General features: G+C 72.1%; 1 protein-coding gene. It reads right to left on the minus strand.

Annotated features, from left to right (window positions below):
* Positions 1-38 precede the first annotated feature (38 nt).
* Positions 39-22478, minus strand: a complete 22440-nt coding sequence (locus tag ACFFQA_RS10850) for an SDR family NAD(P)-dependent oxidoreductase (RefSeq protein ID WP_377851628.1) — start codon at positions 22476-22478, stop codon at positions 39-41.
* Positions 22479-22481: the final 3 nt, after the last annotated feature.

A 22481-nucleotide genomic window follows, 5' to 3' on the forward strand; every position in this document is an offset into this window, starting at 1 on the left:
AACCCTCCTGAAGTCGAATCCCTTACACCCCAGGGGGTTCAGGATGCGCCGAGCTCGTCGTCGAGAAGTTGGAAGATGTCGTCCATGCTGGTGACCGAGTCCAGGTCGGCGTTGTCGTCGGAGTCCGGGGCACCGGCCGCCGCCCGCCTGCGCTCGTCCCACAGCGAGACCAGCGCCCGCAGGCGGCTCTCGACCTCGTCGGAACCGGTCGAGGTGGGATCGGTCGCGGCGAGCACCGCCTCCAGCTTGGCGATCTCGGTGACCACCGGGGCTCCGGCGGGAGCGGCCGGGACCACCTCGGCCTGGAGGTACTTCGCCAGCGCGTCGGGTGCCGGGTAGTCGAAGACCAGGGTCGTCGGCAGCCGCAGACCCGTTGCCGCGCCGAGGGAGTTGCGCAGCTCCACCGCGGTGAGCGAGTCGAAGCCGAGGTCGCTGAACGCCCGGCCCGGCTCGATCTCCTCGGCCGAGGAGTGGCCGAGCACCATCGCCACCTGCGCGCGCACCAGGTCGATGAGCACCTGCGACGCCTCCGCCTCGGACAGCCCGGCCAGGCGCTGCTTGAGAGCGTCGGCCTGGCCTTCCGCCGCGGCCTGCGCGACGCGGCGGCCCGGCGCCCGCACGAGGTCCCGCAGCAGCGGCGGCACCATGCCCGAGGAGCCGAGCACCGCGAGGTCGAGCTTCACCGGCACCGCGACGGCCTCGCCGAGCTGGACGGCGGAGTCGAACAGACCCATGCCCTCCGCGACGCCGATCGCGCCGAACCCGTCCCGGCCCATCCTGGCGGCCTCGTTCGCGCCGCCCATGCCCTCGGCCCACAGGCCCCACGCGAGCGAGGTGGCCGGGAGGCCGTCCGCGCGCCGCTTGGTCGCCAGTGCGTCGAGGAACGAGTTGGCCGCCGCGTAGTTGCCCTGGCCCGGCCCGCCGATGATCCCGGCGAAGCTGGAGAAGAGCACGAAGTGGGTCAGCGGCAGGTCCTTGGTCAGCTCGTGCAGGTTCCACGCCGCGCGGACCTTCGGCGCGAAGACGGAGTCCACCCGCTCCGGGGTGAGCGAGCCGATCGCGCCGTCGTCGAGCACACCCGCGGTGTGGACCACTCCGGTCAGGTTCGGGATCTCGCTCAACAGAGCCGAGAGCGCCTCCCCGTCCGCCGCGTCGCACGCCGCGATGGTGACGCGGGCGCCCAGTTCCTCCAGCTCCGCCCTCAGTTCCGGGGCACCGGGAGCGGCCTCGCCACGGCGGCTGGTGAGCACCAGGTCTCGGACGCCCTGGACGGTCACCAGGTGCTTGGCCAGCTGGCTGCCGAGGCCACCGGTGCCGCCGGTGACCAGGACCGCGCCTTCGGTGTTCCACCCGGCGCTGTCCTCGGCGGGCGCACCGGCCTTGGCCAGGCGCGGCGCGTAGAGCTTGCCGTCGCGCACCGCCACCTGGGGCTCGCCGGTGCCGACCGCCGCGCCGATGAGGTCATCGGCGTCGGTGTCGGTGTCCACCAGCACGATGCGGTCCTGGCTCTCCATCTGCGCGGAGCGGAGCAGGCCGAGAGCGGTCGCCGCGGCGACGTCGTCGTTCGTCGTGGCCCCGACAGTGCGAACCACCAGGATCGAGTCGTTGTCCGTCGCGATCCACTTCTGCGCGATCTCCAACGCCCGGTGGGTGACGGAGTGCGCCTTGCCGACGACGTCCTCGCCCTTGCCGTCCAGCGAGAGCACCACGACCGGCGGGACTTCGCCCTCGTCGTCGAGGTCCTCATAGGACACCCACAGTGCCTCGGTGGCCGAGGTGACCGGCTTCCAGGCGAGCTGGAACAACGAGTCCCGGTTGCCCGCCGCGAGCTGGGCCGCCGTGACCTCCCGCAGCGCCAGGGACTCCACGGACGCGACCGGGGTGCCGACGCCGTCGCCGATCTCCAGGGAGACCGAGTCGCCGCCGGTCGGCGCGATCCGCACGCGCAGCGAGGTCGCCCCGGTGGCGTGCAGCGAGACACCGCTCCACGCGAAGGGCAGTCGCGCATTGGTGGAGCCACCGCTGAAACCGATGGCGTGCAAGGCGGAGTCGAGCAGCGCCGGGTGCAGGCCGAAGCCCTTCACGTCGGTGCCGGGCAGCGCGACCTCGGCGAAGATCTCGCCGTCGCGGGACCACGCGGCCTTGAGGCCCTGGAACAGCGGGCCGTACTGCATGCCCGACTCGGCCAGGCCCTCGTAAGCGCCGTCGAGGTCGATCGCCGTCGCTCCGGCCGGGGGCCACTGCGCCAGGGTGAACGCGGTGGTCGTGCCCCGCACGGCGAGGGAACCTGTCGCGTGCAGCGTCCAGTCGCCCTCGTTCTGCCGCGAGTGGATCGACAGCGCGCGGTGCTCGCCGTTCAGCTCGCCAACGGTCACCTGGATCGCGACCGCGCCGGAGGCGGGCAGCACCAGCGGGGCCTGGAGCATCAGCTCGTCGACCGCCGCGCACCCGACCTCGTCGGCGGCCCGGATCGCCAGGTCCAGCAACGCGGTGCCGGGCACCAGGACCTGACCCATGATCGCGTGGTCGGCCAGCCAGGCGTGCGTGCCGAGGGAGATCCGGCCGGTGAGCACCGCGCCGTCGCCCTCGGCCAGCGCGACCGCCGCGCCCAGGAGCGGGTGCTCGGCGGAGACCAGGCCGAGGTCGGCGGCGTCGGCGATGCCGTCCTTCGACTCCAGCCAGTAGGTCTTGCGCTGGAAGGCGTAGGTCGGCAGGTCCACCCGCGAACCGGAGCCGCCGTAGAAGGACTCCCAGTCCACCGCGACGCCGAGCGCGTCGAGCTGCGCCAAGGCGGTGACGGCGGTCTTGGCCTCGTCGCGGTCCTTGCGGACGGCCGAGACGAAGACCGAGGACCCGCTCGCCGAGTCCGCGCCCATCGCGGAGAGGACGCCGTCCGGGCCCAGCTCCAGGAACCGCGTCACACCGGCGTTCTCCAGCGCGGACACACCGTCAGCGAAGCGCACCGCGTCACGCACGTGGTTGACCCAGTACTCGGCGGTGGTGAACTGGCCGTCCTCGGCGAGCGCACCGGACACAGTGGACACAAGCTGGATGCTCGGTGCGGCGTAGGTGATCGACTCCGCGACCGTCCGGAACTCGTCGAGCATGCCGTCCATCAGCACCGAGTGGAACGCGTGCGAGACGCTGAGCCGCTTGGTCTTGCGGCCCTCGCCCGCGAAGTGCTCCGCGATCCTCGCGGCCGCCTCGGCGGCACCGGAGATCACGATGGCCGTTGGACCGTTGATCGCCGCGATGCCGACCTCGTCGTCGAGGTGCGGGATGACCTCGTCCTCGGTGGCCTGGACCGCGATCATGGCTCCACCGGCGGGCAGGGCCTGCATCAGCCGGCCACGGGCGGAGACCAGGCGCGCGGCGTCCTCCAGCGAGAGCACCCCGGCGACGTGGGCCGCCGCGATCTCGCCGATGGAGTGCCCGGCCAGGAAGTCCGGGCGCACCCCCCACGACTCGACCAGGCGGTAGAGCGCGACCTCCAGCGCGAACAGCGCGGGCTGCGCGTTGCCGGTCTGGTTCAGCGCTTCCGCGTGGTCACCGAAGATCACCTCGCGGATGCCGGGCAGGTACTCGCACACCTCGTCGAACGCGGTGGCGAAGACCGGGAAGGCGTCGTAGAGACCGCTGCCCATGCCCAGGCGCTGCGAACCCTGGCCGGTGAACAGCACCGCCAGACCACCTGTCCCGGCGGAGCCGCGCACCACGTTCGGCGCGGACTCGCCGTTGGCCAGCGCGGTCAGACCCGCGACGAGCTCCTCGTGGTCAGCGCCGACCACCGCGGCGCGGTTCTCCAGCCGCGCCCTGGTGGTGACCAGCGAGTACGCGACGTCGAGGTCGTTGTCACCGTCCACAACGGACAGGAGGCGTTCGGCCTGCTCGCGGACCGCGTCGGCGGAGCGGCCGGACAGCGCCCACGGCAGCACCGCGGGGGCGACGCCGATCTCCTTGCCGCGCACCGGCTTCGCCGCGGGAGCCTGTTCGATGATCACGTGCGCGTTGGTGCCGGAGATGCCGAAGGAGGAGATGCCCGCGCGGCGCGGGCGGTCACCGTCGGAGGTCCACTGCACGGGCTCCGACAGCAGCTCGACCGCACCCTCGGACCAGTCCACGTGCGGTGACGGGGCGTCGATGTGCAGGCTCTGCGGCAGCACGCCGTGCTCCAGCGCCTTCACCATTTTGATCACTGCCGCGACACCCGCGGCGGCCTGGGTGTGGCCGATGTGCGACTTCACCGAGCCGATGCGCAGCGGCCGGTCCTCCTGCCGGTCCTGGCCGTAGGTGTTGATCAGGGCCTGCGCCTCGATCGGGTCACCGAGCCGGGTGCCGGTTCCGTGCGCCTCCACCGCGTCGACATCCGATGTGGACAGACGTGCGTTGGCCAGCGCCTGGCGGATCACCCGCTGCTGTGACGGGCCGTTCGGGGCGGACAGTCCGTTGGACGCGCCGTCCTGGTTGACCGCCGAGCCCCGCAGCACCGCGAGCACCGGGTGGCCGTTGCGCTCGGCGTCGGAGAGCCTCTCCAGCAGCACCATGCCCGCGCCCTCGGACCAGGCGACACCGTCGGCGGCGTTGGCGAAGGCCTTGCACCGGCCGTCGGAGGCCAGGCCGCGCTGGCGGGAGAACTCGATGAACGACGACGGCGTGGACATCACCGTGACGCCACCGGCCAGCGCGAGACCGCACTCGCCGTTGCGCAGCGCCTGCATCGCCAGGTGCACCGCGACCAGCGACGAGGAGCACGCGGTGTCCACGGAGACCGCCGGACCCTCGAAGCCGAAGGTGTAGGACACCCGGCCGGAGGCGACGGAGCCGAGGCTGCCGGTGCCGAGGAAACCCTCGAACCCGTCCGGGATCTGGTTCATCCGCCCGGCGTAGTCGTTGTACATGACACCGGCGAAGACACCGGTCGCCGAACCCTTGAGCGAGGCCGGGGCGATCCCGGCCCGCTCCAGCGCCTCCCAGGAGACCTCCAGCAGCAGGCGCTGCTGCGGGTCGATCGCCAGTGCCTCGCGCGGGCTGATGCCGAAGAACTCCGGGTCGAAGTCGGCCGCGTCGTGCAGGAAGCCGCCTTCGGTGGAGTACGTGGTGCCCTGGTGGTCGGGGTCGGGGTGGTAGAGGCCGTTGACGTCCCAGCCGCGGTTGGTCGGGAACTGCGACATGGCGTCGTGCCCGCTCGTCAGCAGCTCCCAGAACTGCTCAGGAGTGCGCACGCCACCGGGGAAGCGGCAGCCCATCGCGACGACGGCGATCGGCTCGTCCACAGTGGACGAGATGGCCTCGACCACGGCGACATCGGCCTCCGCGCCCAGCAGCTCCGACCGGATGTAGTCGGCGAGCGCCTGCGGGGTCGGGTAGTCGAAGGTCACCGTCGCGGGCAGCCGCAGACCCGTGGCGGTGCCGAGGGAGTTGCGCAGCTCCACCGCGGTCAGCGAGTCGAAGCCCAGGTCGCTGAACGCCCGGCCCGGCTCGACCACCTCGGAGCCCGCGTGGCCCAGGATCATCGCGGCCTGGCCGCGCACCATCTCCACCAGCGTCCGCTGCTGCTCGGCGACCGGCAGCGCGGCGAGGCGCTGCCGCAGGCCCGCGGTGTCGGCGGCCTGCGCCGCGCGCCGCGCGGAGACCCGGACCAGGCCGCGCAGCACGTGCGGCATCGGCTGGGTCTTCGCGTTGGCCTGCAACACCGACAGGTCGACCTTGACCGGCACCGCGACGGCCTCGCCGAAGGCGACAGCGAGGTCGAACAACGCCAAGCCCTCGTCGGGAACCAGCGCGCCGAAGCCGTCGCGGCCCATGCGCGCGGCCTCGTCCTCGCCGCCCATGCCGTCCGCCCACAGGCCGTAGGCGACCGACGTGGCGACGAGACCCTTGGCGCGGCGGTGCAGCGCGAGCGAGTCCAGGAAGGTGTTGGCGGCGGCGTAGTTCGCCTGCCCGGCACCACCGAGGACACCGGAGACCGACGAGAACACCACGAACATCGCCAGGTCGCGGTCCTGCGTCAGCTCGTGCAGGTTCCACGCGGCGTCGACCTTCGGGCCGAACACCTTGTCCACCCGCTCCGGGGTGAGCGCGGTGACCAGGCCGTCATCCAGGACACCTGCGGAGTGCACGACACCGGTCAGGTTCTCGATCCCGCTCAACAGAGCCGAAAGCGAGTCCCGGTCGGCGGCGTCGCACGCGGCGATCTCCACCGCCGCGCCCAGCTCCTCCAGTTCGGTGCGTAGCTCGTCGGCCCCGGCCGCGGCGGCACCGCGACGGCTGGTCAGCACCAGGTTCCGCACGCCGTGCTCGGTGATCAGGCGCTTCGCGACGAGCTTGCCGAGCCCACCGGTGCCACCGGTGACGAGCACGGTGCCCTGCGGGTCCAGCTCGCGCGGCACGGTGAGCACGATCTTGCCGATGTGCTTGGCCTGGCTGATGAACCGGAACGCCTTGGGAGCCTCGCGGATGTCCCAGGTGCGGATCGGCAGCGGCTTGAGCACGCCCTGCTCGAACAGCTCCAGCAGCTCCGCCCACATGCCCGCGATGCGCCGCGGACCGGCCTCGAAGACCTCGAAGGCGGTGTAGCGCACGCCCGCGTGCTTCTCGGCGACCTCGGCGCTGTCGCGGACGTCGGTCTTGCCCATCTCCACGAACCGGCCGCCGCGCGGCAGCAACCTCAGCGAGGCGTCCACGAAGTCACCGGCCAGCGCGTCGAGCACGACGTCGACGCCGGCTCCGCCGGTCGCGGCGAGGAACTCCTGCTCGAAGTCCAGGGTCCGCGACGACGCGATGTGCTCGATCCCGTTGTCCCGCAGCACGTGCTGCTTGCCCGTGCTCGCCGTGCCGAAGACCTCCGCGCCGAAGTGCTTGGCGATCTGGGTGGCCGCCATGCCCACACCACCGGCGGCGGCGTGGATGAGGACCTTCTCGCCGGACGTCAGGCCCGCCAGGTCGTGCAGCGCGTAGTAGGCGGTGAGGAACACCAGCGGCACCGAGGCCGCTTCCTCGAAGGTCCAGCCCGAGGGGATGCGCGCCAGGTTGGCCCGCTCGGTGACCGTGACGGGGCCGAAACCGCCGTCCAGCATGCCCATGACGGGCTCGCCGACGGCCAGGTCGGTCACGTCCGCGCCGACTTCGAGGACGACACCGGCCGCCTCGTAGCCGGGCATGCCGGCCTCGCCCATCATGCCGAGCACGTTCAGCGCGTCGCGGAAGTTCATGCCGGCGGCGCGCACCCCGATGCGGACCTCGTCGCCCGCGAGCGGGCGCAGCATCTCCGGGGCGGGCAGCATCGTGAGGTTGTCGAGCGTGCCCTTGGTGTGCACGTCCACGCGCCACGCGGGCTCGCCGACCGGGGGCCGCAGCGAGCCGCCGGAGGCCATGGTGGCCAAGCGGATCGCGAACAGCTCGCCGTCGCGGACCGCGACCTGCGGCTCACCGGAGGCGACGGCCGCGCCGATCGACTCGTCGTCGTGGGCATCGACCAGCACGAAGCGGTCCGGGTTCTCCGACTGCGCCGAGCGGACGAGGCCCCAGACGGCGGACCCGGCCAGATCGGTGATGTCCACATCGGACTCGACCGCGACCGCTCCCCTGGTGCGGACGACCAGGGTGGAGTCGTGGTCGGCGGACAGCCACCGCTGCACCACGTCCAGCACCTGGTGCGAGACGGCGTGCGTGTCGGCGGCGACGTCACCGGTGCTCGGCGCGACGTCGTAGACCACAGTGGACGGAACCGGTCCGTCTGCCGGGATGTCCTCGTAGGCAACCCATTCCACGGGCTCGCCAGCGGAGACCGGGGTCCAGTTGACCCGGAACATCCAGTCCTGTTCGGACGGTCCGGACGCCTTGAGCTGGTCCTCGGAGACCGCACGCAGGACGAGGGACTCGACCTCGGCGACCGGCGCACCGGCACCATCGGCGATCTCCAGCCGGAAGCCCTCCGCACCGGCGGGGCTGATGTGCACCCGGACAGTCGCGGCACCGGTCGCGTGCAGCGAGACACCGCTCCACGCGAACGGCAGCATCGCCCCGGACGCCTCGCGGCCGGTCTCGGCGAAGCCGATCGCGTGCAGCACGGCGTCGAGCAGCGCGGGGTGGACGCCGAACCGGTCGACGTCGGTTCCCTCGGGCAGCGCGACCTCGGCGTAGACGTCCTGGCCAGAGGTCCACGCGGACTTCAGGCCCTGGAACAGCGGCCCGTACTCCAGACCACCGGCAGCCAGGTTCGCGTAGGCGTCGGTGAGGTCCACCGGGGTCGCCTCGGCGGGCGGCCACTGCGCCAGGCTGAACGACGGCGCGGGGCCGGCCGGGGCCAGCACACCGACCGCGTGCGCCGTCCAGGGCGCGTCGCCCTGACGCGAGAAGATCGCGATCGAGCGGCGGTCAGAGGCGTCGAGCGCGCCCACCGCGACCTGGAGCAGCACCGGTCCGGCCTCCGGCAGCACGAGCGGTGCCTGGAGGGTCAGCTCCTCCAGGACGCCGCAGCCCGCCTCGTCACCGGCGCGCACGGCGAGCTCGACCAGCGCCGCCCCCGGCACCAGCACGGTGCCCATGACCGAGTGCTCGGCGAGCCACGGGTGCGAGCCGAGGGAGATGCGCCCGGTGAACAGGAACCCGTCCCCGTCGGCGAGAGAGACCCCAGCGCCCAGCAGCGGGTGGTCCGGCGACTCCAGGCCGGCGGAGGCCACGTCGGCGACATCGGTGCCGGAGGTCAGCCAGAAGTGCTGGTGCTGGAAGGCGTAGGTCGGCAGGTTGACCCGCGTGCCGGAGAGCAGCGCGGTCCAGTCGATCCGGACGCCCCGGTTGTGCAGCTCGGCGACGGCGGTTGTGAACGACACCGGCTCGGCGCGGTCCTTGCGCAGCGCCGGGACGAACACCGAAGACCCGCTTGCGGGGTCGAGCGTCGATCCAGCGTCCTGCTCCGCCAGGCAGTTCGCGCCCATCGCGGAGAGGGTGCCGTCCGGCCCCAGCTCCAGGAACCGGGTCACGCCCTCGGCGGCCAGCCAGCCGATGCCGTCGGCGAACCGGACGGCGTCGCGGACGTGGCGCACCCAGTACTCCGGGCTCGTCACCTCCTCGACCGTGGCCAGGGTTCCGGTCACGTTCGACACCACGGGGATGCCCGGCGCCTCGTAGGCGATCGACTCCGCGACCGCGCGGAACTCCTCCAGCATCCCGTCCATCAGCACCGAGTGGAACGCGTGCGAGACGGAGAGCTGCTTGGTCTTGCGGCCCTGCTTGTCGAACGCCTTGGCGATCTTCTTCGCGGCCTTCTCGTCACCGGAGACCACCACGGCGTTCGGCCCGTTGATGGCGGCGATGCCGACCTTGGCGTTCAGGTGCGGCAGCACCTCCTCCTCGGTGGCCTGGAGCGAGATCATGGCCCCGCCGGTGGGAAGCGCCTGCATAAGCCGACCACGGGCGGACACCAGGCGGGCAGCGTCCTCCAGGGAGAACACGCCGGCGACGTGCGCGGCGGCCAACTCGCCGATGGAGTGCCCTGCGACGAAGTCAGGCCGGATGCCCACCGACTCGGCGAGCCGGTAGAGCGCGACCTCGATGGCGAACAGCGCGGGCTGCGCATTGCCGGTCTGGTTCAGCGCGTCCGCGTCGTCACCGAAGATCACCTCACGAACGCCGGGCAGGTGCGCGAGCACCTCGTCGAACGCGGCGGCGAACACCGGGAACGCGTCGTACAGCTCGCGGCCCATGGCCAGGCGCTGCGAACCCTGGCCGGTGAACAGCACCGCCAGGCGACCGCTGGACGCCGTGCCGCGGACGATGTTCGCGGCGGCCTCGCCCTCGGCGAGAGCGGTCAGTCCGGCCAGCAGCTCGTCGCGACCGGTGCCGATGACGGCGGCGCGGTGGTCGTGGTGCGCCTTCGTGGTGACCAGCGAGAACGCGATGTCCGAGAGCGGGACGTCCGGGTTGGCGTCCACAAAGGACTTCAGCTTCGCCGCCTGGCCGCGCACCGCGTCGGCGGTCCGGCCGGAGAGGACGAGCGTCACGTCGTCCGCGCTGTCCACAGTGGACGGCACGGTGACGGCGGGCGGCTCCTCGATGATCACGTGCGCATTGGTGCCGGAGATGCCGAAGGACGACACCGCCGCGCGGCGCGGGCGGGCCACCTCCGGCCACTCGCGGGACTCGGTGAGCAGCGCGACGTCACCGGAGGACCAGTCCACGTGCGGTGAGGGCTGGTCGAGGTGCAGGGACTTCGGCAGCACGCCGTGCTCGATGGCCTTGATCACCTTGATCACTCCGCCGACACCGGCGGCGGCCTGGGTGTGGCCGATGTTGGACTTGATGGAGCCCATCCACAGCGGCTGACCCTCCGGCCGCTCCTGGCCGTAGGTGGAGAGCACGGCCTGGGCCTCGATCGGGTCGCCGAGCACCGTTCCGGTGCCGTGCGCCTCGACCAGGTCCACGTCGGCGGCGGTGATCTTCGCGTTGGCCAGCGCCTGGCGGATCACCCGCTGCTGCGAGGGGCCGTTCGGGGCGGTCAGGCCGTTGGACGCGCCGTCCTGGTTGAGCGCGGAGCCCTTGATCACCGCGAGGACCGGGTGACCGTTCTTCCGGGCGTCGGAGAGCTTCTCCAGCACGAGCATGCCCGCGCCCTCGGCCCAGCCGGTGCCGTCCGCGCCCGCCCCGAAGGACTTGCAGCGGCCGTCCGCGGCGAGACCGCGCTGACGGGAGAAGCCGATGAACGTGTCCGGAGTGGACATGACGGTCACACCACCGGCCAGCGCCATCGTGCACTCACCGGATCGCAGCGCCTGGGCGGCCCAGTGCAACGCGACCAGCGACGAGGAGCACGCGGTGTCAACGGAGACCGCCGGTCCTTCGAAGCCGAAGGTGTAGGCGACGCGACCGGACAGGATGCTGCCGGAGGTACCGGTGCCGAGGAAGCCCTCGACGCCGTCCGGGACCGAGGTCAGTCGCGAACCGTAGTCGTAGTACATGACACCGGCGAACACACCGGTGGCCGTGCCCTTGAGCGTGGCCGGGTCGACGCCCGCGCGCTCCATGGCCTCCCACGAGACCTCCAGCAGCAGCCGCTGCTGCGGGTCCATGGCCAGCGCTTCGCGCGGGGAGATCCCGAAGAACTCCGGGTCGAACTCCGCCGCGTCGTGCAGGAAGCCGCCCTCACGGGTGTAGGACGTGCCCTGGTGGTCGGGGTCGGGGTGGTACAGGTTCTCCAGGTCCCAGCCCCGGTCGGTCGGGAACTCGGTGACGCCGTCGGTGCCGGAGGCGACGAGCTGCCACAGCTCCTCCGGCGTGGTGACCCCGCCCGGGTAGCGGCAGCCCATGCCGACGATCGCGATCGGCTCGTCGGAGCCGACGGCGACGGTCGCGGTGACCTCGGTCAGCTCGCCGAGCAGCTCGGCGCGGACGTGCCTGGCAAGGTCCAGCGGCGTCGGGTAGTCGAAGATCAGCGTGGCCGGCAGCGGCAGCCCCGTCGCGCCGCCGACGCGGTTGCGCAGCTCCACGGCGGTCAGCGAGTCGAAGCCGACGTCGCCGAAGGCGCGCTCCGCCTCGATCGCGGCCGGGTCGTGGCCGAGGATCATCGCGGCCTGGGTGCGGATCAGCTCGACGATCACCCGCTCCTGCTCGGCGTCGGGCAGCCCGGCGAGGCGCTGCCGCAGGCCGGTCGCCTCCGGGGCCTGCGCGGCGCGGCGGTTCGACACGCGAACCAGGGAGCGCAGCACGTGCGGCACCGCTCCGGTCCTGGCCTGCGCCTGGAGCACCGGCAGGTTGAGCTTCACCGGGACGCTCAGGGCAGCCCCACTCGCACACGCGGCGTCCAGCAGCGCGAGGCCCTCGGCGGGCTCCAGCGCGCCGTAACCCGTGCGGGCCAGGCGGTCCAGCTCGTCGTTGCCGAGCTCGCCCGCCATGCCGCTGGTCCACAGGCCGTAGGCGACGGACGTCGCCGGGAGGCCCTGCTGGACGCGGTGCGCGGCGAGGGCGTCGAGGTAGGCGTTGGCCGCGGCGTAGTTGCCCTGGCCGGGGCCGCCCAGGACACCGGAGACCGACGAGAACAGGATGAACTGCTCCAGGTTCTCGGTCAGCTCGTGCAGGTTCCGCGCGGCGTCGACCTTCGGCCGCAGCACGGTGTCCAGTCGCTCCGGGGTGAGCGCGGTGAGCACGCCGTCGTCGAGCACACCGGCGGCGTGCACCACGGCGGTCAGGTTCGGGATCTCGCTCAACAGAGCCGAAAGCGCGTCACGGTCGGCCACGTCGCATGCGGCGACCGTGACGGTGGCGCCCAGTTCGGTGAGCGACGCGACCAGCTCGGCGGCTCCCGGCGCGTCCGCACCGCGGCGGCTGGTGAGCACCAGGTCCCGCGCGCCGTGCTCGGTGACGAGGTGCTTGGCCACCAGGGCACCGAGACCACCGGTCGCGCCGGTGACCAGGGCGGTGCCGGAGACGGTCCAGTCGGTGTTCTCCGGCGTGGTGGCGCGGACCAGGCGCGGGGCCAGCAGGGCCCCGTCGCGGACCGCGATCTGCGGCTCACCGGAAGCCACGGCGGCACCGATCGCGGACGCCGGGCCGTCGACGAGGACGAAGCGGCCCGGGTTCTCCGACTGCGCGGAGCGGATCAGGCCCCACACCGTCGCCGCGTCCAGGTCAGTGACGTCATCGCCTTGTGCGGCAACGGCTCCGTCGGTCAGCACGACCAGCGTCGCGGAGTGGTCGGCGGCCAGCCACTGCTGCGCGACGGTGAGGACTTCGTGCACGTCGGTGGCCGGGAACACCACCGTGGCGGGCACCTCGTCGGCCACGTCGGCGAGGTAGGTCCACGGTTCGTCGCCGGAGGCGGTGACCGTGGTCCAGGTCAGCGCGTAGAAGGCGTCGCGCCCGGTGTTGGTCTGGAACTGGTCGGCCGAAACCGCCCGCAGGGCGAGGGAGTCCACCGAGGCGACCGGCGCACCGGTGCCGTCGGCGAGCTGGAGCCGAACGCCGGAGCCGACCGGCGTGACCCGCACGCGCAGCGATGTCGCACCCTCGGCGTGCAACGAGACACCGTTCCACGCGAAGGGCAGCCGTGCCTGGGCCTGACCGTCGAGACCGACCGCGTGCAGCGCCGCGTCCAGCAGCGCCGGGTGCAGCCCGAAGCCCTCAGCGGAAACACCCTCCGGCAGAGCGACCTCGGCGAAGATCTCCTCGCCGACCGAAGACCCGCTTGCGGGGTCGAGCATCGGCAACGTCCACGCCGAACCCAAGCCCTGGAACACCGGGCCGTAGGTGAGGCCAGCCTGTGCGGCATCGGTGTAGAAGCCACTGGTGTCGATGGCGGTGACTCCGGCGGGCGGCCACTCCGACAGGTCGAAGGTCGGCGCGGCGCTCGCGGCGGAGAGCAGACCGGTGGCGTGCAACGTCCACGGCTCGTCGGCCGGGGCGTCCTGGAGGCGGGAGTAGATCGAGACGGTGCGGTTCTGAGAACCGTCGCTCTCCCCCACCGTGAGGCGCAGCTGCACGCCGCCGTTCTCCGGCAGCACGAGCGGGGCCTGCAACGTGAGGTCCTGCACGGAGCCGAGGCCCAGCTCGTCACCGGCGCGCACGGCGAGCTCGACGAAAGCGGTGCCGGGCAACAGGACCGAGCCCATCACGGTGTGGTCGGCCAGCCAGCGGTGCGAGTCGAGCGACAGGCGACCGGTCAGCACGAGGCCGTCGGTGTCGGGCAGCGTGACGAGCGCGCCGAGCAGCGGGTGCTCCGCCGCGCCGAGTCCGAGACCGGTGGCGTCGCCACGACCCGCGGGCGAGTCGACCCAGTAGCGCTTGTGTTGGAAGGCGTAGGTCGGCAGGTCGACCCGACGCGCACCGGTGCCCGCGTAGATCGCCTGCCAGTCAACGGAGATCCCGTTGGCGTCGAGCGCGGCGAGCGCGGCGGTGGCGGTGGTCGCCTCGTCGCGGTCCTTGCGCAGCACCGGGATGAACACCGCGTCGGTGGTGACGCAGTTGGCACCCATCGCGGAGAGCACGCCATCGGGGCCGAGCTCCACGTAGCGGCGGACGCCCGCGTCCTCCAGCGCGGCGATGCCGTCGGCGAAGCGCACGGCGTCGCGGACGTGGCGGACCCAGTACTCCGGCACCAGGACCTGGTCCAGCGACGCGATCGAGCCGCTGACGTTGGACACCAACGGAATCGTCGGTGCCGAGTAGGTGATCGACTCCGCCACCGCGCGGAACTCGTCGAGCATCCCGTCCATCAGCACCGAGTGGAACGCGTGCGAGACGGTCAGCTGCTTGACCTTGCGGCCCTGCTCCTCGAAGACCTCGGCGATCTTCTTCGCGGCCTTCTCGTCACCGGAGATCACGACCGCTTGCGGGCCGTTGACGGCGGCGATGCCGACCTTGTCGTTGAGGTGCGGGGTGACCTCGTCCTCGGTCACCTGGAGCGCGATCATGGCTCCGCCACTGGGCAAAGCCTGCATCAAGCGACCACGGGCGGCGACAAGACGCGCCGCGTCCTCCAGGGACCAGACGCCCGCGACGTGCGCGGCGGCCAGCTCGCCGATGGAGTGGCCGACGAGGTAGTCCGGCGTGACACCCCAGGACTCGACCAGGCGGTACAGCGCGACCTCCAGCGCGAAAAGCGCGGGCTGCGCGTTTCCGGTCTGGTTCACCGCGTCGGCATCGTCGCCGAAGATCACGTCGCGGGCACCGGGAAGGTGCGCGAGAACCTCATCAAGGGCCGCCGCGAACACCGGGAACTCGGAGTAGAGCGCGCGCCCCATGCCGAGGCGCTGCGAACCCTGGCCGGTGAACAGGAACGCGACCGGGCCGCTGCCCGCACGGCCCCGGACGACGCTGGTCGGCGTCTCACCGTCGGCCAGCGCGGTCAGCGCCGCGATCAGCTCGTCCCGGTCCGCGCCGACGACCGCGGCGCGGTGGTCGTGCCTGGCGCGCGTGGTGGCCAGTGAGAACGCGACGTCGAGGGAGTCGAGGTCGCGGCCCGCGAGGTGGTCGCGGAGCTTCGCGGCCTGCGCGGGGACGGCCTCGGCGGTGCGGGCGGAGAGCACCCACGGCAGCACCGGAGGAGCGGAACGTTCCGTCGCCTCCTCGACGACGGCCGGCGCCTGCTCGATGATCACGTGCGCGTTGGTGCCGCTCATGCCGAACGACGACACACCGGCGCGGCGCGGGCGGTCCACCTCCGGCCACTTCACGTGCTCGGTGAGCAGCGAGACCGCGCCGTCGGACCAGTCGACCTGGGTCGTTGGCGCGTCGATGTTGATGCTCTTCGGCAGCACCCCGCGCCGGATCGCCTCGACCATCTTGATCACGCTGATGGCACCGGCGGCGCCCTGCGTGTGGCCGAGGTTGGACTTGATCGAGCCGAGCCACAGCGGGCGGTCCTCCGGCCGGTCCTGGCCGTAGGTCGCGATCAGGGCCTGAGCCTCGATCGGGTCGCCGAGCTTCGTGCCGGTTCCGTGCGCCTCGACGGCGTCGACGTCCGAAGAGGACAGTCCGGCGTTGGCGAGCGCCTGCCGGATGACGCGCTGCTGCGACGGGCCGTTCGGCGCGGTGAGACCGCTGGACGCGCCGTCCTGGTTGATCGCGGAGCTGCGCAGCACGGCCAGGATCTGGCGGCCGTTGCGCTGAGCGTCGGACAACCGCTCCAGCATGACCAGACCCGCGCCCTCGGACCACGCGGTGCCGTCGGCGTCGGAGGAGAAGGACTTGCAGTGCCCGTTGGGCGCCAGGCCGTTCTGCTTGCTGAAGTCGATGAACGGGTCCGGCACCGACATGACGGTGACACCACCGGCGAGCGCGAGGTCGCACTCACCGCTGCGCAGTGCCTGCGCCGCGAGGTGCATCGCGACCAGCGACGACGAGCACGCGGTGTCGATGGAGATCGCGGGGCCCTCGAAGCCGAAGGTGTAGGCGACGCGGCCGGAGAGGATGCTCATCGACGCGCCGGTGCCGAGGAAGCCCTCGATCTCCTCGGGCACCGAGGTCAGCCGGGACGCGTAGTCGTTGTAGATCACACCGGCGAAGACACCGGTGGCGGAGCCCTTGAGCGTCGCCGGGTCGATCCCGGCGCGCTCCATGGCCTCCCACGAGACCTCCAGCATCAGTCGCTGCTGCGGGTCCATGGCCATGGCCTCGCGCGGGCTGATCCCGAAGAACTCCGGGTCGAACTCGGCGGCGTCGTGCAGGAAGCCGCCGACCTTGGCGTAGGAGGTGCCCTGCCGGGTCGGGTCCGGGTGGAACAGGCTGTCCAGGTCCCAGCCGCGGTCGGTCGGGAAGTCGGTGATCGCGTGCTCGCCGCCGGTGACGAGGCGCCACAGGTCCTCGGGCGTGTTCAGGCCGCCCGGGTAGCGCAGCGCGGTCGCGACGATCGCGATCGGCTCGTCGGTGACCGACGTGGTCGCCTTGGCCACAGTGGACAGTCCGGCGGAGCCGATCAGCTCCGAGCGCACGTATCCGGTCAGCGCGACCGGCGTCGGGTAGTCGAAGATCAGCGTGGACGGCAGGCGCAGACCCGTCGCGGTGCCGAGGCGGTTGCGCAGCTCCACGGCGGTCAGCGAGTCGAAGCCGATCTCCAGGAAGCCGCGGCCCGGCTCGACGGTCTCCGGCGTGACGTGGCCCAGCACCAGCGCGACCTGCGTGCGGACCAGGTCCAGCAGCATCCGGTCTTGCTCGGCCTCGGTCAGCCCGGCCAGGCGCTTCGCCAGCGACGAGCCCTGCGCCTCGGCGGAGCGCGCGGCGCGGCGGGTGGCGCGCACCAGGCCGCGCAGCAGCGGCGGCAGAGCGGCGGTGCGGGCGTAGGCCTCCAGCTCCGGGAGGTCGAGCTTCATGGGCGCGGCGACGGCGTCACCGGCGGCGCGCGCGGCGTCGAAGAGTGCGACGCCCTCCTCGTGGGTGAGCGCGCCGGTGCCGGAGCCCTTCATCCGCGCCAGCTCGGCCTCGGAGAGGGTGCCCGCCATGCCGCCGACCCACAGGCCCCACGCCAGCGACTGGCCGGCGAGGCCGTTCGCGCGGCGGTGCTGGGCGAGCGCGTCCAGGAACGCGTTGGCCGCGGTGTAGTTGCCCTGACCGGGGTTGCCGAGCAGGCCCGCCGCCGAGGAGAACAGCACGAACAGCGAGAGGTCGAGGTCCTTGGTCAGCTCGTGCAGGTGCCACGCGGCGTCGACCTTCGGGGCGAACACCGTGTCGACCCGCTCCGGGGTGAGCGCGGTGATCACGCCATCGTCCAGCACACCAGCGGTGTGGACCACGCCGGTGAGGTTGTCGATCCCGCTCAACAGAGCCGAAAGCGCGTCGCGGTCGGCGACGTCGCAGGCCACGACGCTCGCCGAGGCGCCCAGCTCCGACAGCTCCGACACCAGCTCGGCGGCCCCCGGCGCGTCCGCACCACGACGGCTCGTCAGCACCAGGCTCCGGACGCCGTAGCCGGTGACCAGGTGCTTGGCGAAGAGCGCGCCGAGGCCGCCGGTGCCACCGGTGACCAGGACCGTGCCCTCGGTGTCGACCGGCTTGTCAACAGTCAGAACGACCTTGCCGATGTGCTTGGCCTGGCTGATGAAACGGAACGCGTCAGGGGCGCGACGCACGTCCCAGGTCTTGATCGGCAGCGGCTTCAGCACACCCGCGTCGAACAGCTCGATCAGCTCGGCCCACATCGACGCGATGCGCGACGCCTCGGCCTCGATGAGGTCGAAAGCCTGGTACCGCACACCGGGGTACTGCTTGTCCACATCGGACTGTTCGCGGATGTCGGTCTTGCCCATCTCCAGGAACCGGCCGCCGCGCGGCATCAACCGCAGCGAGGCGTCCACGAACTCGCCGGCGAGCGCGTCGAGCACCACGTCGACACCACGACCGTCCGAAACGGACAGGAACTCCTGCTCGAAGTCCGTGGTGCGTGAGGACGCGATGTGGTCATCGGCGATCCCGGCAGCGCGCAGCGTGTCCCACTTGCCCGTGCTGGCGGTGCCGTAGACCTCCGCGCCCAGGTGCTTGGCGATCTGCGTGGCGGCCATGCCAACACCACCGGCGGCGGCGTGGATCAGCACCGACTCCCCCGCCTGCAACCCGCCCAGGTCACGCAGACCGTAGTAGGCGGTGAGGAAGACCAGCGGGACGGACGCGGCTTCCTCGAAGGACCAGCCCCGAGGGACACGGGTCAGCATGGGGCGGTCGGTGACCGCGATCGGGCCGATGCCACCGAACACCAGGCCCATGACCTCATCGCCCGGCTTGAGGTCGGTGACCTCGGAGCCGACTTCGAGCACGACACCGGCGGCCTCGTTGCCGATCAGGCCCGCATCGCCCGGGTACATGCCGAGCACGTTGAGCACGTCGCGGAAGTTCAGGCCCGCGGCGCGGACCCCGATGCGCACGTGGGTCGGCGCGAGCGGCTCCAGCATGCTGGGGACCGACTCCAGGACGAGGTGGTCCAGGGTGCCCTTGCCGGACATGCCGAGGCGCCACGCCTTCGCGTCCTTGGCCGGGAGCAGCACACCGCTGGAGGCGGTGGTCGCCAGGCGCGGCACGAAGACCTCGTTGCCACGCACCGCGAACTGCGCCTCGCCGGTGGCGATGGCCGCCGCGAACAACGAGTCGTCGGCGGCGTCGGCGAGGACGATGCGGTCGGGGTTCTCCGCCTGCGCGACCCGGACCAGGCCCCACACGGCGGAGGCGGGCAGGTCGGCGACGTCCACATCGGACTCCAGCGCGACCGCGCCGGTGGTGTGGATGACGAGCTTGGTGTCCTCGTTCGCCTCGTCGGCGAGGAAGTCCTGGAGAACTCGCAGAACGTCGTGGGTCGCGGCGTGCGTGGCGCTGACCACGTCGCCTTCTCCCCCGACCACCCGGTGCACGACGTAGTCCGGCGCGGTGCCCTCGGACACCGGAAGCAGCGTCCAGTCGACGCGGTAGAGCGAGTCCTGGTCACCGGCACCGGCGGCCTGGATCTGCTCGGCGGAGACCGCCCGCAGCGCGAGGGAGTCCACGGTGGCGACCGGAGCGCCGGTGGCGTCGGCGACCCGCAGGGAGACGACGTCCTTGCCGGTGATCTTCACGTGCACGCGCAGCGCGGACGCGCCGGAGGCGTGCAGCGAGACACCGCTCCACGCGAAGGGCAGCCGGGCCTGGGCGCTCTCCTCGGCCGCCTCGCCGACGACCAGCGAGTGCAGCGCGGCGTCCAGCAGCGCCGGGTGCAGGCCGAACTTGGTGGCCTCGCCCTGGACCGCCTCGGGCAGCTCGACCTCGGCGAAGATCTCCTCGCCCCGGGTCCAGGCGGCGGTCAGGCCGCGGAACGCCGGGCCGTAGCTGAGGCCGGTGGCGTCGAAGTCCTCGTACAGGGTCTCGGTGGTGGCGGCGGTGACCCCGGCGGGCGGCCACTCGGTGAGGTCGAAGTCGGCGGGAGCGGCCGCGGGGGCGACGGAACCGATGGCGTGCAGCGTCCACGCGCCGTCCAGCGGCGCGTCGTGGCGGCGGGAGTGCAGGGTCAGCGCGCGGCGGCCGGACTCGTCGGGAGCCGCGACGGCCAGCTGGACCTGGACGCCGCCGTCCTCGGGCAGCACCAGCGGGGCCTGCAAGGTCAGCTCGTCGAGCACACCGCAGCCGACCTCGTCGGCGGCGCGCACGGCCAGCTCGACCAGTCCGGTGCCGGGCACCACGACCGCGCCCATGACGACGTGGTCGGCCAACCAGGAGTGGCTGGAGACGGAGAGCCGCCCGGTGAACAGGAACCCATCGGCGTCGGCCAAGGACACAGAGGCGCCGAGCAGCGGGTGGTCCAGGGAGCCGAGGCCCAGCCCGGAGGCGTCGCCGGTGGCGCGCTGCATCGGCAGCCAGTAGTGGCGGCGCTGGAAGGCGTAGGTCGGCAGGTCGACGTGCCGGGCCGGGCCCTCGAAAGCCGAGGCCCAGTCCACGTTCCCGCCGTTGACGTGCAGCTCGGCCAGCGCGGTGACGAAGGTCTGCTGCTCGTCGCGGTCCTTGCGCAGCGCGGAGACGAACAGGGCCTGCTCGGTGACGCAGTCCGCACCGGCGGCGGAGAGCACGCCGTCCGGGCCCAGCTCCAGGAACTTGGTGACGCCCGCGGCCTCCAGGGTCGCGACGGCGTCGGCGAAGCGCACCGACTCCCGGACGTGCCGCACCCAGTAGTCCACAGAGGACAGTTCTTCGGTGGTGACGGGGCGACCGGTCAGGGTGGAGACGATCTGGGTGGTCGGCGCGGAGGCGGTGACGGAGCCGACGACCGCACCGAACTCGGCGAGCATGCCGTCCATCAACGAGGAGTGGAACGCGTGCGAGACGGAAAGCTGCTTGGTCTTGCGGCCCTCGGCCTTGAAGTGCTCGGCGACCGCGAGCGCGGCGGTCTCGTCACCGGAGATGACCACGGAGCGCGGCCCGTTGATGGCGGCGATGTCCACGCCTTCGACCAGGCGCGGGCGCACCTCGTCCTCGGTGGCCTGGAGCGCGATCATGGCTCCACCACTGGGAAGCGCCTGCATCAGCCGACCACGGGCGGACACCACGCGGGCAGCGTCCTCCAGCGACCACACACCGGCGACGTGTGCGGCGGCCAGCTCACCGATGGAGTGCCCGGCCAGGAAGTCCGGCTTCACGCCAAGCGACTCGACGAGCCGGTACAGCGCGACCTCGATCGCGAACAACGCGGGCTGCGCGTTCCCGGTCTGGTTCAACGCCTCCGCATCGTCACCGAAGATCACCTCACGAACACCGGGCAGGTGCGCGAGCACCTCGTCGAACGCGGCGGCGAACACCGGGAACTCGGCGTACAGCTCGCGCCCCATGGCCAGGCGCTGCGAGCCCTGACCGGTGAACAGCACGGCCAGCTGACCGCCGGTGGCCTGGCCGGACACCAGGCCCGGAGCCGGGTCACCGGCGGCGAGGGCCCGCAGCGGCTCGACACCGAAGACCACGGCGCGGTGGTCCAGCTTCGCGCGGGTCGTCGCAAGCGCACGCCCGAGATCGACCGGCTCAGCACCGTCCACAACGGACAGAAGACGCCCGGCCTGTGCCTGGAGCGCCTCGGAGGTCTTGCCGGAGAGCACCCACGGCACGTGCGCGCCGAGCAGTGAGGCGGTCGGCTCGGCGGGCTCCTCGGCCTCGTCAAAGGCCGGAGCCTGCTCGATGATCACGTGCGAGTTGGTGCCGGAGATGCCGAAGGACGAGACACCCGCGCGGCGCGGACGGTCCACCTCGGGCCAGTCCCGTGCCGAGGCCAGCAGCTCCACGGCACCGGCGGACCAGTCCACGTGCGGGGTCGGCGCGTCGATGTGCAGGCTCTTCGGCAGCACCCCGTGCTGGATCGCCATGATCATCTTGATCACGCTGGCGGCACCCGCGGCGGCCTGGGTGTGGCCGATGTTGGACTTCACCGAGCCAAGCCACAGCGGCAGGCCCTCCGCGCGGCCCTGGCCGTAGGTGGCCAGCAGCGCCTGCGCCTCGATCGGGTCGCCGAGCGTGGTGCCGGTCCCGTGCGCGTCAACGGCGTCGATGTCCTTTGTGGACAGCCGCGCGTTGGCGAGCGCCTGACGGATGACCCGCTGCTGCGACGGGCCGTTCGGGGCGGTCAGGCCGTTGGACGCGCCGTCCTGGTTGACCGCGGTGCCGCGCACGATGGCGAGCACCGGATGACCGTTCTTGCGGGCGTCGGAGAGCTTCTCCAGCAACAGCAGGCCGGCGCCCTCACCCCAGCCGGTGCCGTCGGAGGAGGCGGAGAACGCCTTGACCCGGCCGTCGCGGGCGAGGCCGCGCTGGCGGGAGAACTCCACGAACGCGTCCGGGCCGGACATGACGCTCACACCACCGGCGAGGGCGAGGCCGCACTCACCGGAGCGCAGCGCCTGCACGGCGAGGTGCATCGCCACGAGCGAGGACGAGCACGCGGTGTCGATGGTGACGGCGGGGCCTTCAAGACCGAACACATAGGACAGTCGGCCGGAGAGGACAGAACCGGAGATGCCGGTGCCGAGGTAGCCCTCGATGCCCTCCATGGGCTCGGTGATCGTGCGGCCGTAGTCCTGGCCGTTGGTGCCCGCGAACACCCCGGTCTTGCTGCCCTTGAGGGAGGTCGGGTCGATGCCCGCGCGCTCGAATGCCTCCCACGCGGTCTCCAGCAGCAGCCGCTGCTGCGGGTCCATGGCCAGTGCCTCGCGCGGGGAGATCCCGAACAGCTCGGCGTCGAACTCGCCCGCCGAGGTCAGGAACCCGCCCTCGCGCACGTACGAGGTACCGAGGTGGTCGGGGTCGGGGTTGAACAACCCGTCGACGTCCCAGCCGCGATCGGTGGGGAACCCGGACACGCCGTCGACGCCGTCGGCGATCATCCGCCAGAACTCCTCCGGCGAGGACGCCCCGGGGAAGCGGCAGCTCATGCCGACGACGGCGATGGGCTCGAAGTCCTTCTCCTCGGCCTCGCGCAACCGCAGACGCGCGGTGTGCAGCTCACCCGTGACGCGCGTCAGGTAATCGCGGAGCTTGTTGTTCTCAGCTGAAGACATGAG

Source organism: Allokutzneria oryzae (assembly GCF_042429765.1).
Taxonomy (GTDB): Bacteria; Actinomycetota; Actinomycetes; order Mycobacteriales; family Pseudonocardiaceae; genus Allokutzneria; species Allokutzneria oryzae.